This window comes from Dietzia sp. B32, assembly GCF_024732245.1.
Classification (GTDB): Bacteria; Actinomycetota; Actinomycetes; order Mycobacteriales; family Mycobacteriaceae; genus Dietzia.
The window spans coordinates 563,793-576,831 of record NZ_CP093845.1; the positions used below are offsets into that span (position 1 = coordinate 563,793).

The following is a 13,039-nucleotide window of genomic DNA, read 5'->3' on the forward strand; positions in this document are numbered from 1 at the left end:
TCGCGGATCGTCAGTAGAGTGCGCTCGCGAGGTCACGGCGTCCGGCGAGGACACGCGGGTCGTCCACCGGCAGTGCCTCGAGGAGCTCCAGCAGGCGTGCACGCAGCGTGGCGCGGTCGTCCCCGAAGTGGACACGGATCGCGTCGACCAGGGTCGTGAACGCCGCCTCGTACTCGCCGCCCACGAGCGCACCATCCGCCGCCCGCAACGCGTCGGGGACGGCCCCCTCGCCCACATCGGTCCCCTCCGCCACACGGCGGGTGGCCTGCACGTAGCGCAACGCCTCGACCAGGGAGTGCTCGCCGGGGCGGGACTGCACGAGCGCACTGAAACGCTCCTCCGCCGCGACGAGGTCACCGTCGGCGAGCGCGTCCTCGGCGGCGTCCCGCTCGGGGTCCGTGGGTTCCTCGGGCTCCGCGTCGCCGGTGTCCGGGGCGGGACCGCTCAGCTTGCCCTCGGTCGCCCGGAGCACGGCGTCGAGCCACTGCCGCAGGGCGTCCTCCGGCTGCTCGCCCTCGAAATCGGCGAGTGGGCGACCCGCCGCCACGGCGTAGACCGTCGGGACGGCGCGGGCCTGCAGGGCCTGGGCGATGCCCGGGGAGACGTCGACGTCCACCGTCGCGTGGACCCACCGGCCACCGGCCTCCAGCGCCAACGCGTCCAACAGGCTCGTCAACGCGGTCGGTGCCCGCTGCGAGACCAGTTCGAGGATCACGGGAACCTGGCTCGAACGGACCAGTACCTCCTGCTCGAAGGAGGTCTCGTCCACCTCCACCAGAACCGCGGGACCCGAACCATCCGGACCCGGGCCCGGCGGCGGGCCGCCCGGCCCGGGGGCGCGACCGGTGTCGGTCGCGCCCCGGCGGGTCTCGGCCCGCTTCTTCAATCCGGACAGGTCGACGGCGCCGGCGAGCGACGCCGCGAGCTTCTGCTCGGCGGCGGACGGGGGTCGGTTACCTGGTCTCGTCACGGTTCCGATCCTGCCACGGCGGGCGCGTGGGGGTGTCAGCCGGCCGCGGGCACCCGGATGATCAGGGCGTCACCCTGGCCGCCGCCACCGCACAGCGCGGCCGCGCCGAGCCCTCCGCCGCGGCGGGCGAGTTCGAGGGCGAGGGTGAGCACGACGCGGTTTCCGGAGACCCCGATCGGGTGACCGAGCGAGATGGCACCGCCGTTGACGTTGACCTTGTCGGAGCTCAGGCCGAGCATGCGGGTCGAGTGCAGGCCGACCGAGGCGAAGGCCTCGTTGAACTCGAACAGGTCGATGTCGGAGACCTCCACGCCCGCCCGCTTGCACGCGTCCAGCACCGCGTCGGCGGGCTGGTGCTGCAGGGTCGAGTCCGGGCCCGCGACGGTGCCGTAGCCGACGATCTCGGCGAGCACGGGCCACCCCTCGGCCTCGGCGCGGGCAGCGGAGGTCACGATGACCGCGGAGGCGCCGTCGGAGATCTGCGACGAGGAACCGGCCGTGATGGTGCCGTCCTTGGCGAACGCGGGACGGAGCTTGCCCATCGACTCGGGGGTCGAGTCGGCACGCACGCCCTCGTCGGTGTCCACGACCGTGTCACCCTTGCGGCCCTTGACCGTGACCGGCACGATCTCGTCGGCGAACCGGCCCTCCTTCGCGGCCGCGGCGGCGCGCTGGTGGGAGATCGCCGCGAACTCGTCCTGGTGCTCGCGGGTGATCTCCAGCTCGACGTTGCGGGCCTCGGTGAGCGCACCCATCGGCTGGTCGGTCGGGACGTCGTGCAGGCCGTCGTACGCCATGTGATCGAGCACCTCGATCGATCCGTACTTGTACCCGGCACGGCTCTTGGGGAGCAGGTGGGGAGCCTGGGACATCGACTCCTGACCGCCGGCCACGACGACCTCGGAGTAACCGGAGCGGATCGCCTGATCGGCCAGGGCGATCGCCGTCAGTCCGGACAGGCACATCTTGTTGATGCTCAGTGCGTCGACACGCTTGGGCAGACCGGCGGCGAGCGAGGCCTGGCGCGCGGGCATCTGGCCGTTGCCGGCGGAGAGAACCTGCCCCATGATCACCTGGTCGACGGCCTCCGGCGAGACGCCTCCGCGCTCGAGCGCGGCGCTGATGGCGATGCCGCCCAACTCTGGGGCGGAGAGGGACGACAGTCCGCCCTGCAGGCGGCCGAACGGGGTGCGGGCCCCGGAGACGATGACGGTGCGGGTGGGGTCGGCGGTCATGGGACACCTTCCGGTGGAGGGGATGAGACTGTACTCGCCAAACTACCGCGAGAGGCGACCGACTAGCGTGGCAGGTATGACCACTACCCCAGCAGGCCAGCCCCTACTGCCCTCCGAGCTCGTCGTGGCGATCGACCACGTCGGTGTCGCGGTTCCCGACTTCGACGCCGCCGTGGCCTGGTACCGCGACAACCTGGGTATGGAGAACCTCCACGAGGAGGTCAACGAGGAGCAGGGGGTGCGCGAAGCGATGCTCGGCTCCCCCGGTCGCCCCGAGGGCAGCGCCCTGCTCCAGGTCCTCGCCCCCTTGGACGAGTCCTCCACCATCGCGAAGTTCATCGACCGGAACGGTCCCGGCATCCAGCAGATGGCCGTCCGGGTGACCGACATCGATGCGATCACCGCTCACCTCACCGGCCGCGGAGTCCGGGTTCTCTACCCGGCGCCCAAGAGGGGCACCGCGGACTCGCGCATCAACTTCGTCCATCCGAAGGACGCGGGCGGTGTGCTCCTCGAGCTCGTCGAGCCCGCGGACGGACATCACTAGTCGCCCGGTCGGCCCCCGCCGCTAGGGTGGGGGCCATGTCGAGCATGCACACGTCACCCACCACCACGGAGGCTTTCGCGGTGGTGCGCAAGGGTTTTGACCGTGAGCAGGTGATGAGCGCCCTCAGCCGTCTCGAGACCGAGACGGATCTGCTGCGCGCCGACCGGGACGCCGCCGTCGACCGGGCCGACCGGGCCGCGGCGGACGCCGACCGGTCACGCCGACGGGTGGCCGAACTCGAGGCCAGGATCGTCGAACTCGGCCGTACCCCCGTCACCAGTGAACAGATGTCGGACCGATTGTCGACGATGCTGTCGCTGGCCACCGCGGAGGCCGAGTCCATCCGCGACTCCGCCCATACCGTCGCCGACCGCATCCGCACGGAGGCCGAGGAAGAGGCGTGGCGCCTGCGGGAGGCGGCGGCAACCGAGTTGGCCGAGGCCCGCGGCAGGGCGGAGTCGGTCCGCGCCGAGCACACCACCGTCCTCACCGCGGCCAGGGCCCGGGCCCGGGAGATCGTCCTCGCCGCGGAACGCGAGGCCCGCCGGCTGGACGACGAGGCCGCACGCCGCCGCCAGCAGATCGACGACGACCACCGACTCGCCTCGGACCGACGCCGGAGTGAGGCGCTGCGCGACGAGGCGGAACGGCACGACGCTTCGGAGGCGGCGGCGGCGTCACTGCGCCGCGAGGCGGAGCGGGAAGCGGGTCGGATCGTCGACGCCGCCCACGCCAGGGCCGATCGGATCATCTCCGTGGCCCGGGAGCACGCGGACGAACTGCGGACCCTCCGGGAGCGGGTACTCGACGAGCTCGCCGCCATCCGGGCGACGCTCGAACCGGTCCCCGGGCGCCGCAGGGGCGGTCAGTACGACCTGCCCGAGGAACCGGACCTCAGCTCCATCGCCGAGTGAGACCACGCCGGCCGCGACCGGACCAACAACCGGTGTGCCAGTGGCGGCGTTCCTCGTCCCCGCGCGGCCGATCCGGCCACGCCACGACATGCGCGGTACCGGCCGACACGACGTGATCACACCCCGGACACCGGTAGTCCTTACCTGCACGGGACCCGGGTATCCGACGGACGCGGTACATGTCGGGGTCACCGGATGGCCCGGACTCGAGCGCCCCTCCGCCGAGACCGTCGCGCCCGGGTAGCGGCCGGTCCGCGTCGCCGCGTCGGTGTCGTCTGGGCACGAGGCGGTCGGTGGTCAGAAGAGCCGGAGGTCCGTGGACTCGATCCCGCGCAGCGAGTCGTAATCCAGGGTCACGCAACGGATCCCGCGGTCCTCGGCGAGAGTCCTCGCCTGCGGCTTGATGATCTGGGCGGCGAAGACGCCACTGACCGGCGCGAGCAGCGGATCGCGGTTGAGCAGCTCCAAATAGCGGGTGAGCTGCTCGACACCGTCGATCTCGCCGCGGCGCTTGATCTCCACCGCCACGGTCGTCCCGTCCGCGTCCCGTCCGAGTATGTCCACCGGTCCGATCGCCGTCATGTACTCCCGGCGCACCAGTGTGTACCCCCGACCGAGTGTCTCGATGTGCTCGGCCAGCAGCTCCTGCAGATGCGCCTCGACGCCGTCCTTGACGAGCCCCGGGTCCACGCCCAGCTCATGGTGGGAATCGTGGTGGACCTCGGCGACGGTGATCCGCAGCTGCTCCCCCGCCTTGTTCTCCACGACCCACAGTCGATGATCCGGATTCTCGGGATGGTCCTGCTCGGTCAGCGAACAGGGCGGTGTCATCCAGTTGAGCGGTTTGTAGGCGCGGTCGTCGGCGTGGACGCTCACCGACCCGTCAGCCTTGACGAGCAGCAGCCGTGGGGCCAACGGCAGGTGCGCGGTCAGGCGACCCACGTAGTCGACCTGACACGTGGCAACGACGAGTCGCAACGGTTCCTCCTGGGTAGGGCGCCGCACTCGGACGCGTGGCGAGGAGTCAGCGGTGGGGACGACGGGGACGGATCTGCTCGGTGGAGCATGCCTCCACCCACGCGAGCATCCCGGTCAGTTTGGCGGGCGCCACGCACAGTTCACCCTCGACCGGGCGCCCGCGCCGATCCTGCCCCGAGAAGGTGACGATCATCTCACCCTCCTCGGCCACGTCGAGCTCGGGGCCGGTGGGCTGCCGCCGCGGGCCGAGGACGAGGGTCCGCCTGTCCAGGCGCACGTCCGCCCCGAACTTCACGCTCATCAGACGGTAGAAGGCGACCTCGGTGTCGGAATATCGGACAGCGCCGTATCCCCACGCGTCCTCACCGGCCCGACGGACGAGAACCGATGTGGAGTTGCGACGAACGACGACCAGTCGATACACGACGGCCGCGACCACCGGGACGAGGACGAGCAGGATGACGACACCGAGAATGATCTCGATGGGAGCCGTCAATCTGCTCATCCCCTTCCGGCGGCCGCGGCCGTGTGTGACGGACGGACCGTGGTCGTACTAGGCGCCGGCCTTCTCGACGGCGCGAAGACGGCCGCGGGCGGTGGCCGCGGCGGCGGCGTCATCGCCGGCCTCGGACAGTGCCCGCTCGGCTGCGGCACGGTCGATGGCATCCGACCACTCCGCCGCCTCACCCAGGATACTGACCTTGTTCGCGGTCACCGAGAGGAAGCCGCCCTGTACCGCGGCGACCTTCTTGCCCTCGTCGGTGTAGACCGTCACGGTGCCACCGGCGTCCAGTTCTCCGAGCAACGGCTCGTGCCCGGCCTGGATACCGATCTCGCCCTCGGTGGTCTTCGCGACCACCATCGTCGCGGTCCCGGACCAGAAGCGGCGCTCGACCGTGACGAACTCGACTTCGATGTCAGCCATTGTCTACGGTCACTTCCCCGAGAGCTTCTTGGCGGCCTTCTCGACGTCGTCCAGACCGCCGATACCGTTGAACGCCTGCTCGGGCAGGTGGTCGAGCTCGCCCTTGACCAGCTTGTCGAAGGCCTCGATGGTCTCGGACAGCGGGACGACCGAGCCGACCTGGCCGGTGAACTTCTCGGCGACGAGGAAGTTCTGGCCCAGGAAGCGCTCGAGACGACGGGCGCGCTGAACGGTGACCTTGTCCTCCTCGGACAGCTCGTCCATACCGAGGATCGCGATGATGTCCTGGAGCTCCTTGTACTTCTGGAGGATCCGGATGACTTCCTGCGCGACGCGGTAGTGCTCCTCGCCGACGATGCCGGGCTCGAGGATCCGCGAGGTCGAGGTGAGCGGGTCGACGGCCGGGTAGATGCCCTTCGACGCGATGGAGCGCGAGAGCTCCGTGGTGGCGTCGAGGTGCGCGAAGGTGGTCGCCGGTGCCGGGTCGGTGTAGTCGTCGGCGGGAACGTAGATCGCCTGCAGCGAGGTGATCGAACGGCCACGGGTCGACGTGATCCGCTCCTGCAGCTGGCCCATCTCGTCAGCCAGGGTCGGCTGGTAACCGACGGCGGACGGCATACGGCCGAGCAGCGTCGAGACCTCGGAACCGGCCTGGGTGAAACGGAAGATGTTGTCGATGAACAGCAGGACGTCCTGGCCCTGCACGTCGCGGAAGTACTCGGCCATCGTGAGGGCCGACAGCGCGACGCGCATACGCGTCCCCGGCGGCTCGTCCATCTGACCGAACACCAGCGCGGTGTCCTGGAGCACGCCCATCTCCTCCATCTCGAGGAAGAGGTCGGTGCCCTCACGCGTGCGCTCACCGACGCCGGCGAACACCGACGTGCCGGAGAACTCGCGTGCGATACGGGTGATCATCTCCTGGATGAGCACGGTCTTGCCGACACCGGCACCACCGAACAGGCCGATCTTGCCGCCCTTGACGTACGGGGTCAGCAGGTCGATGACCTTCACACCGGTCTCGAGGATCTCGGTCTTGCCCTCGAGCTGGTCGAAGGCCGGCGGCTCGCGGTGGATACCCCACTGCTCGCCGTCGCGGCCGGTTCCCGGGGCGTCGAGGCAGTCGCCGAGGGCGTTGAAGACGTGGCCCTTGACGACGTCGCCGACCGGCACCGAGATCGGCTTGCCGGAGTCGACGACCTCGGCACCACGGACGAGTCCGTCGGTGGACTGCATCGAGATGCAGCGCACCATGTTGTCGCCGAGGTGCTGGGCGACCTCGAAGGTCACCGTCTTGGCGACGGCCGCGAGGGAGATCTCGGCCGTGAGGGCGTTGTAGAGGGCCGGGAGGGCGCCGCGCGGGAACTCCACGTCGACGACCGCACCCAGGACACGGGAGACCCGGCCGGTGAGACCGGCCGTGCCCGTCGTGCTCTGATCGGTTACAGCTGTGGTCATTGTCTAGTCACTTCCTGCGCTCGCGGCGAGCGCACCGGCGCCGCCGACGATCTCGCTGATTTCCTGGGTGATCTGTGCCTGACGTGCCTGGTTGGCCTCACGGCTGAGGCCCTCGACCAGTTCGGTCGCGTTGTCCGTGGCGGACTTCATCGCGGTACGACGTGCCGCCGACTCCGATGCCGCTGACTCGAGCAGCGCCGCGAAAGCCCGTGTCGACATGTACCTCGGGAGGAGGTTGTCGAGCAGGGTGTCCGCGTCGGGCTCGAAGGAGACCTCGGGCTTGAAGTCCGTCTTCGTCGTGTCGAGCAGGTCCTCGCCGAGATCCAGCTCCTCGATCTCGACCTGCGTCTCGATCGGGGCGAGACGACGCGCCCGCGGGGTCTGGGTGAGCATCGAGACGAACTGGGTGTAAACGATGTGCACCTCGTCCACGCCCTTGCGGGTGGTGTCCCCCTCGTGGTTCTCGCCGAGGAACTCCGCGGCGTCGAACGTCCCGTCCCCGCCGACCGCGAAGGCGGTCGACAAGAGCTGGAACGCCGGTCGCGCCTCCTGGTAGACGGGCTTCTGGGAGTGCCCGTGCCACGACCCGGCGAGGGCGATCTCGCGGAACGTGTAGTACACGATGCCCTTGTTGCCCAGGACGTAGATGTCGACCTCGCGGCCCTCACCCTCGAGGTACGCGATGAGCTCGGACGCCTCCTTGAGGACGTTGTGGTTGTATCCGCCGGCCATACCGCGGTCGGACGTCACCACGAGCACGGCGGAACGCTTGGCGTCCTCCGGCTCGTTGAGCATGCGGTGCTGGATCGACGACGCACTCGCGAGGTCGGTCAGGATCGCCGTGATCTGGTCCGCGAAGGGCTTGGCCGCCGCGACCCGTGCCTGGGCCTTGGAGATCTGCGACGTCGCGATCAGCTCCTGGGCCTTGGTGATCTTCTTGGTCGAGTTGACCGACTTGATCCGGTCGCGCAGTTCACGCAAATTCGCCATGGTCTCAGATCACGCTCCTCTCGCCCGAGTATCGGATGGCTGTCATCTCGAGGCCTCAGGCCTTCTTCTTCTTGGTGACCGTGAGGGTCTCCCGGTCGATCTCGTCCTCGGAGAGCGCCTCGGCCTCGGGCTCTTTGACCACGCTGGAGCCGTCGGTGGTCTGGAAGCCCTCCTTGAACTCGTTGGTCTTGGCCTCGAGGGTCGACTTGGACTCGTCCGAGAGCGCGCCACCACCGTCGATCTGCGAGTAGACGTCCGAGGCCGAGTGGTGCAGGTGCTCGAGCAGCTCGGTCTCGAACCGGCGGACGTCCTCCACCGGAACGGAGTCGTAGAAGCCCTCGCCCGCGAGGTAGATCGACACGATCTGGTCCTCGACGGCCACCGGCGAGTTCTGGTCCTGCTTGAGGATCTCCACCAGACGCTGGCCGCGCTCGAGCTGGGCCTTGGAGGCGGCGTCGAGGTCGGAGGCGAAGGTCGCGAAGGACTCGAGGTCGCGGTAGGCGGCCAGGTCGAGACGCAGCGAACCGGAGACCTTCTTCATGCCCTTGGTCTGGGCGGCGCCACCGACTCGGGAGACGGAGATACCGACGTTGACCGCGGGGCGGACACCCCGGTTGAACAGGTCGGACTCGAGGAAGACCTGACCGTCGGTGATGGAGATGACGTTGGTGGGGATGAAGGCCGAGACGTCGTTGGCCTTCGTCTCGATGATCGGCAGACCGGTCAGCGAGCCGCCGCCCATCTCGTCCGAGAGCTTGGCACACCGCTCCAGCAGACGGGAGTGGAGGTAGAAGACGTCACCCGGGTAGGCCTCGCGGCCCGGCGGGCGGCGCAGGAGGAGCGAGATGGCGCGGTAGGCGTCGGCCTGCTTGGACAGGTCGTCGAACACCACGAGAACGTGGGCACCGTCGTACATCCAGTGCTGGCCGATGGCCGAGCCGGTGAACGGCGCGAGCCACTTGAAGCCGGCGGAGTCGGAGGCCGGGGCCGCCACGATGGTGGTGTACTCCATCGCGCCGTGCTCCTCGAGGGTCGCCTTGACGCCCGCGATGGTGGAGCCCTTCTGACCGATGGCCACGTAGATGCACCGCAGCTGCTTGGTCTTGTCGCCCGACTCCCAGTTGGCCTTCTGGTTGAGGATGGCGTCGATGCAGACCGCGGTCTTGCCGGTCTTGCGGTCACCGATGATGAGCTGGCGCTGGCCGCGACCGATCGGCGTCATGGCGTCGATCGCCTTGATACCGGTCTGCATCGGCTCCTCGACCGGCTGGCGCTCGAGGACGGAGGGCGCCTGCAGCTCGAGGGCGCGGGTACCTTCCGACTCGATGTCACCGAGGCCGTCGATCGGCTGACCCAGCGGGTTGACGACGCGTCCGAGGAAGCCGTCACCGACCGGGACCGAGAGGACGTCACCGGTGCGGCGGACCTCCTGGCCCTGGGCGATCTCCTCGAAGTTACCGAGGATGACGGCGCCGATCTCGCGGTCTTCGAGGTTCAGTGCCACACCGAGGATGCCGCCGGGGAACTCCAACAACTCGTTCGCCATCGCCGAGGGGAGGCCACTGATGTGCGCGATGCCATCACTGGTGTCGACGACGAGGCCGACCTCTTCCTTGGTCGCGTCGGTCGAAACAGTCGAGGTGTAGTTCGCAATCGCGCTGCGGATCTCATCGGAGGAGATCGTCAACTCCGCCATGTCATTCCTGCTCTCAAAGTCGGGATGTGCTTTATGGGTGTTTGCGTGAGCCACTACCGCTGGGATACGGCCGAGTCGCAGCTCGTCTTGTGCCGGACCAGCCGGTCAGCGGAGGGTTCGACGCATCGCGTCGAGCCGTCCCGCCACGCTGCCGTCGATGATCTCGTCGCCCACGCGGACGACTGCCCCTCCCAGGAGGGCGGGATCGACGTCGTTGTGGATGGCGATCTCTCGTCCGTAGATCGACGCGAGTCGTTCACGGAGATCGCCGGCCTGCTGCTCGGAGAGCGACTCGGCACTGGTCACCACGGCCACGGTGCGGCCACGGAGCTCAGCGGCCTGCCGCGAGATCTCCATGATGTCGTCCGCGGGCATTCCGGCGGGCCGGGCGACGGCCTGGGAGGCCAGCGCCTCGGTCACCGCGGTGACCTTGCCGTAGAGCACCTGGGCGAGGAGTGCCCGCTTGGCGCCCGTGTCCGCGGTCCGGTCGGCCAGGGTCTGCTCGAACTCGGCGTCGCCGGCGATGATGCGGCCGAGCCGGAACAGCTCGTCCTCAACGGTCTGGAGCTGACCCTGCTCCTCCGCGGAACGCATGAGGGCCTCGCGACCGAGCAGGATCAGGCCCTGCCGCAGCTCGCGCGGATTGGACCAGTCCCGGGCGACCGCAGCGAGGAGGAGGTCGAGTGTGGCCTGGTCGACCTTCCACCCGAACACCCCGCGGACCAGATCCTGCCGGGCCTCGACCGAGGCCGAGGTGTCGGCCACGGCGACCCGCAGTGACCGGTTGTCCTCGAGGACGTCGACGACCTGGAAGAGTTCCTGGCCCACCTTGGCACCGGTGGCACCGCCGGCCGGGTTCGAGGCCAGTGCGGACTTCAGATCGTCACGGGTCTGGTCGAGCGCATCGCGACTCGCTGCGTGCATGGACTCCACTTCCCTTAGTTCTTGCCCGCGCCGGGGACCCGGTCGAGGTCTGCCAGAAAGCGGTCGATGGTGCCGGAACGGCGGACCGAATCCGACAGCTGCTCACCCATGAGCCGCTCCGCCAGGTCGACGGACTGCCGACCGAGATCCGTGCGCAGCTCCGCGATGATCTGCTGGCGCTGGGCCGAGAGCTGCTGGTTGCCGGCGGCGACGATACGGTCGCTCTCCGACTGGGCCTCGGCCTTCATGTCGGCGAGGATCTGCTGACCCTGGGCTCGCGCGTCGTCGCGGATCTTGGCCGCTTCGCTGCGCGCCTCGGCGAGCTGCGCCTTGTACTTGGCGAGCTCCTCCTTCGCCTCGGCCTGGGTCTGCTCGGCACGACGCAGACCACCCTCGATTCGCTCCTCTCGCTCATCGAGAACCTGCTGGAACTTCGGAAGGATGAACTTCCAGAAGAGCCAGAGGATGACGGCGAGCGGGATGAGCGACCAGACGATGTCATACAGCGGAGGAATGAGCGGGTTGGGGCTTTCCTCCAGGGGGAGCGACTCCCCCTCGGCCGCCAAGAAGGCGATGACGTTGTTCATGGTGCGTCCCTAAGAGGTCGGTGTGTCGCGATCAGAACAGGAAGCCGGCGACGATACCGATCAGGGCGAGCGCCTCGGTGAAGGCGATGCCGAGGAACATCGTGGTACGGAGGGTGCCGGCCATCTCGGGCTGACGGGCCATGCCCTCGACGGTCTTACCGACGAGGATGCCGATGCCGATGCCGGGGCCGATGGCGGCGAGGCCGTAGCCGATCGCGCCGTAGCCGGTGACGGTCTGCTCGGTGGCCTGGGCGAGAGTGACGATGTCCATGGGGTTTCCCTTTCAGATGGCCGGCGCGGGTGGTTCCGCTCCGGTCGGACGTGGGTTGTCTGATTGACAGGTGGTCGGGTCAGGCCTGACGGCCCGGGTTCTTAGTGGTTCTCCGCGTGGAGCGCACTGTCGATGTAGACGGCGACCAGCAGGGCGAAGATGTACGCCTGCAGGAAGATCACCAGCAGCTCGAACAGCGTGAACGCGATCGACAGCGCGGAGACTCCGACGGACAGCAGGGTCCAGCCGTTGAGCTGCCAGAAGAAGAAGTTCGTCGCACTGAAGAGCAGCACGAGGATCAGGTGACCCGCGAGCATGTTGGCCATGAGACGGATCGTCAGCGTGGCGGGGCGCAGGATGAACGTCGAGACCAACTCGATCGGCACGACCAACAGGTGCAGGGCCGGCGGGAGGTTGGGGATGACGACGCTCGCCTTGATGAACCGGGCGAAGCCATAGCGCTTGGAACCGGCGTAGATGAAGGTCACGTATCCCAGGAGTGCGAGGACCAGCGGGAAACCGATCCGGGCGTTCGGGGAGATGTTGAGGCCCGGGATGATGGCCGGGAGGTTCATCGCCACCACCGCGAAGAAGATCGTGGCGATGATCGGGAGGAAGCGACGTCCCTGATCCTTACCGAGGATCTCCTCCGCGATATGCACCCGGACGAAGTCGAGGCAGATCTCGGCGACGTTCTGGACCCCGCGTGGGACCAGCTTCGGATTACGCATGGCGATCGCGAAGAAAGTCAGCAGCACGACCGCCATGAGCAGGCGGACGATCATGAGCCGGTCGAGGGTGAAGGCACCGCCTGCGAAGTCCGTCAGCCACTGCTGGGCCGGGAAGAACTCCTTGTCGATGTTCGGGGGATGGAACTCGCCTTTCAAGGCCAGAAGCGTGGTACTCAGTGTGTTCTCCCCTGGTCGTGTCGGGCGACGGGCGCCCCAGCGCGTTCGGTACGAGCGGCCCGGAGTTCGCGGCCGGGTCGGGTCAGCGCGCGAACGTCGTCAGGCCACGTGGCAGCCCGGTGACGTGCTCGTCTCACCGTGGAAGAGAATAACACCTCGGTCTCGGCGCGGCGTCACCGGGGGACTGCTCAGGGGACGGTCGGTTCGACGTACGGCGCGCGGGTCTTGAGGATGGCCCACGTCTCCCCCGCCAGCACCACGATGAGTGCGGCGATGATCGTGACGGCGAAGGCCGGCCTCGAGTAGAAGTCGAAGCGGTCGAGCACGGCGACCACACCGATCGCCACCACGAGCTTGAGCAGCCAGGTCCCCAGCAGGACCGCCGCGGTGGTCTGCGGCGCGGAGTGAGCCGTGGCGATCACGACGATCGCCGTGGTGAGGACGAACGCGCCGCCGATACCCGCCCCCATGAGCGCGCCCCAGAGACCCGGTGTGCCGTCGACGAGGGTCCACCCGGCCGCGCTGACCACGGCGAGCACCACCAGGGCCGCGGTGCCGAGCCTGACGGCCTTCCGCAGGGCGGTGGTGTGGGGACTCTCGGCGGGCTGCTCTGGGGACGTGGGGGTGTCTGTCATG

Annotated in this window: 16 protein-coding genes; 2 read left to right on the plus strand and 14 right to left on the minus strand. The window is 68.7% G+C overall.

From position 1 onward, the window contains the following. Nucleotides 1–10: 10 nt before the first annotated feature. Nucleotides 11–970, minus strand: a complete 960-nt coding sequence (locus tag L8M95_RS02695) for a tetratricopeptide repeat protein (protein ID WP_260487801.1) — start codon at nucleotides 968–970, stop codon at nucleotides 11–13. 35 nt (nucleotides 971–1,005) lie between these two features. Beyond that, a complete protein-coding gene (locus L8M95_RS02700) occupies nucleotides 1,006–2,205 on the minus strand; it encodes an acetyl-CoA C-acetyltransferase (protein ID WP_260487802.1) in 1,200 nt (399 codons plus the stop codon). A gap of 76 nt (nucleotides 2,206–2,281) precedes the next feature. Between L8M95_RS02700 and mce the strand changes: the two genes are divergently transcribed. Together mce and L8M95_RS02710 are read left to right on the plus strand one after the other, a co-directional pair. Beyond that, nucleotides 2,282–2,752, plus strand: a complete 471-nt coding sequence (mce, locus tag L8M95_RS02705) for a methylmalonyl-CoA epimerase (protein WP_260487803.1) — start codon at nucleotides 2,282–2,284, stop codon at nucleotides 2,750–2,752. Nucleotides 2,753–2,787: 35 nt separating this feature from the next. Further along, nucleotides 2,788–3,666 (plus strand): hypothetical protein, encoded by an 879-nt coding sequence (locus L8M95_RS02710; protein ID WP_260487804.1) that lies wholly within the window; start codon nucleotides 2,788–2,790, stop codon nucleotides 3,664–3,666. On the opposite strand, the gene L8M95_RS02715 is transcribed toward L8M95_RS02710, so the two are convergent. The 12 genes from L8M95_RS02715 to L8M95_RS02770 form a co-directional block, all read right to left on the minus strand. Then, the gene (locus L8M95_RS02715) at nucleotides 3,647–3,949 is read right to left on the minus strand and encodes an ATP/GTP-binding protein (protein WP_260487805.1); all 303 of its coding nucleotides are present in this window, start codon (nucleotides 3,947–3,949) and stop codon (nucleotides 3,647–3,649) included. The genes L8M95_RS02710 and L8M95_RS02715 overlap by 20 nt on opposite strands. A 14-nt stretch (nucleotides 3,950–3,963) precedes the next feature. After that, nucleotides 3,964–4,644: an endonuclease NucS gene (gene nucS / locus L8M95_RS02720; RefSeq protein ID WP_260487806.1), complete on the minus strand. Its 681-nt coding sequence runs from the start codon at nucleotides 4,642–4,644 to the stop codon at nucleotides 3,964–3,966. 46 nt (nucleotides 4,645–4,690) lie between these two features. After that, nucleotides 4,691–5,149, minus strand: a complete 459-nt coding sequence (locus tag L8M95_RS02725; protein ID WP_259822487.1) for a DUF2550 domain-containing protein — start codon at nucleotides 5,147–5,149, stop codon at nucleotides 4,691–4,693. Between the two features lie 48 nt (nucleotides 5,150–5,197). After that, entirely contained in the window at nucleotides 5,198–5,569 is a 372-nt protein-coding gene (locus tag L8M95_RS02730) for a F0F1 ATP synthase subunit epsilon (protein ID WP_259822485.1), read from the minus strand. A 9-nt stretch (nucleotides 5,570–5,578) separates the two neighbouring features. Further along, nucleotides 5,579–7,027, minus strand: a complete 1,449-nt coding sequence (atpD, locus tag L8M95_RS02735; RefSeq protein WP_132060961.1) for a F0F1 ATP synthase subunit beta — start codon at nucleotides 7,025–7,027, stop codon at nucleotides 5,579–5,581. 3 nt (nucleotides 7,028–7,030) lie between these two features. Beyond that, a complete protein-coding gene (locus L8M95_RS02740; protein ID WP_260487807.1) occupies nucleotides 7,031–8,017 on the minus strand; it encodes a F0F1 ATP synthase subunit gamma in 987 nt (328 codons plus the stop codon). Between the two features lie 55 nt (nucleotides 8,018–8,072). Beyond that, nucleotides 8,073–9,713, minus strand: a complete 1,641-nt coding sequence (atpA, locus tag L8M95_RS02745; protein WP_260487808.1) for a F0F1 ATP synthase subunit alpha — start codon at nucleotides 9,711–9,713, stop codon at nucleotides 8,073–8,075. A 105-nt stretch (nucleotides 9,714–9,818) separates the two neighbouring features. Then, nucleotides 9,819–10,637, minus strand: coding sequence for a F0F1 ATP synthase subunit delta (locus L8M95_RS02750; RefSeq protein WP_260487809.1), 819 nt, complete (start codon nucleotides 10,635–10,637; stop codon nucleotides 9,819–9,821). Nucleotides 10,638–10,651: 14 nt separating this feature from the next. After that, on the minus strand, nucleotides 10,652–11,224 hold the full coding sequence (locus tag L8M95_RS02755) for a F0F1 ATP synthase subunit B (RefSeq protein WP_132060949.1): 573 nt from the start codon (nucleotides 11,222–11,224) through the stop codon (nucleotides 10,652–10,654). 31 nt (nucleotides 11,225–11,255) lie between these two features. Continuing rightward, nucleotides 11,256–11,495, minus strand: a complete 240-nt coding sequence (locus L8M95_RS02760) for an ATP synthase F0 subunit C (RefSeq protein ID WP_106386252.1) — start codon at nucleotides 11,493–11,495, stop codon at nucleotides 11,256–11,258. A 101-nt stretch (nucleotides 11,496–11,596) separates the two neighbouring features. Next, nucleotides 11,597–12,382: a F0F1 ATP synthase subunit A gene (gene atpB, locus L8M95_RS02765; protein ID WP_260487810.1), complete on the minus strand. Its 786-nt coding sequence runs from the start codon at nucleotides 12,380–12,382 to the stop codon at nucleotides 11,597–11,599. A gap of 209 nt (nucleotides 12,383–12,591) precedes the next feature. After that, complete coding sequence (locus L8M95_RS02770; protein WP_260487811.1) at nucleotides 12,592–13,038, minus strand: hypothetical protein; 447 nt, start codon at nucleotides 13,036–13,038, stop codon at nucleotides 12,592–12,594. Nucleotide 13,039: the final 1 nt, after the last annotated feature.

What these genes read in the sequence shown, in the direction of transcription:
- L8M95_RS02700 (WP_260487802.1), bottom strand. Translation starts at nt 2,205, where the DNA reads ATGACCGCCGACCCCACCCGCACCGTCATCGTCTCCGGGGCCCGCACC.
- mce (WP_260487803.1), top strand. Translation starts at nt 2,282, where the DNA reads ATGACCACTACCCCAGCAGGCCAGCCCCTACTGCCCTCCGAGCTCGTC.
- L8M95_RS02710 (WP_260487804.1), top strand. Translation starts at nt 2,788, where the DNA reads ATGTCGAGCATGCACACGTCACCCACCACCACGGAGGCTTTCGCGGTG.
- L8M95_RS02725 (WP_259822487.1), bottom strand. Translation starts at nt 5,149, where the DNA reads ATGAGCAGATTGACGGCTCCCATCGAGATCATTCTCGGTGTCGTCATC.
- L8M95_RS02730 (WP_259822485.1), bottom strand. Translation starts at nt 5,569, where the DNA reads ATGGCTGACATCGAAGTCGAGTTCGTCACGGTCGAGCGCCGCTTCTGG.
- atpD (WP_132060961.1), bottom strand. Translation starts at nt 7,027, where the DNA reads ATGACCACAGCTGTAACCGATCAGAGCACGACGGGCACGGCCGGTCTC.
- L8M95_RS02740 (WP_260487807.1), bottom strand. Translation starts at nt 8,017, where the DNA reads ATGGCGAATTTGCGTGAACTGCGCGACCGGATCAAGTCGGTCAACTCG.
- atpA (WP_260487808.1), bottom strand. Translation starts at nt 9,713, where the DNA reads ATGGCGGAGTTGACGATCTCCTCCGATGAGATCCGCAGCGCGATTGCG.
- L8M95_RS02750 (WP_260487809.1), bottom strand. Translation starts at nt 10,637, where the DNA reads ATGCACGCAGCGAGTCGCGATGCGCTCGACCAGACCCGTGACGATCTG.
- L8M95_RS02755 (WP_132060949.1), bottom strand. Translation starts at nt 11,224, where the DNA reads ATGAACAACGTCATCGCCTTCTTGGCGGCCGAGGGGGAGTCGCTCCCC.
- L8M95_RS02760 (WP_106386252.1), bottom strand. Translation starts at nt 11,495, where the DNA reads ATGGACATCGTCACTCTCGCCCAGGCCACCGAGCAGACCGTCACCGGC.
- L8M95_RS02770 (WP_260487811.1), bottom strand. Translation starts at nt 13,038, where the DNA reads ATGACAGACACCCCCACGTCCCCAGAGCAGCCCGCCGAGAGTCCCCAC.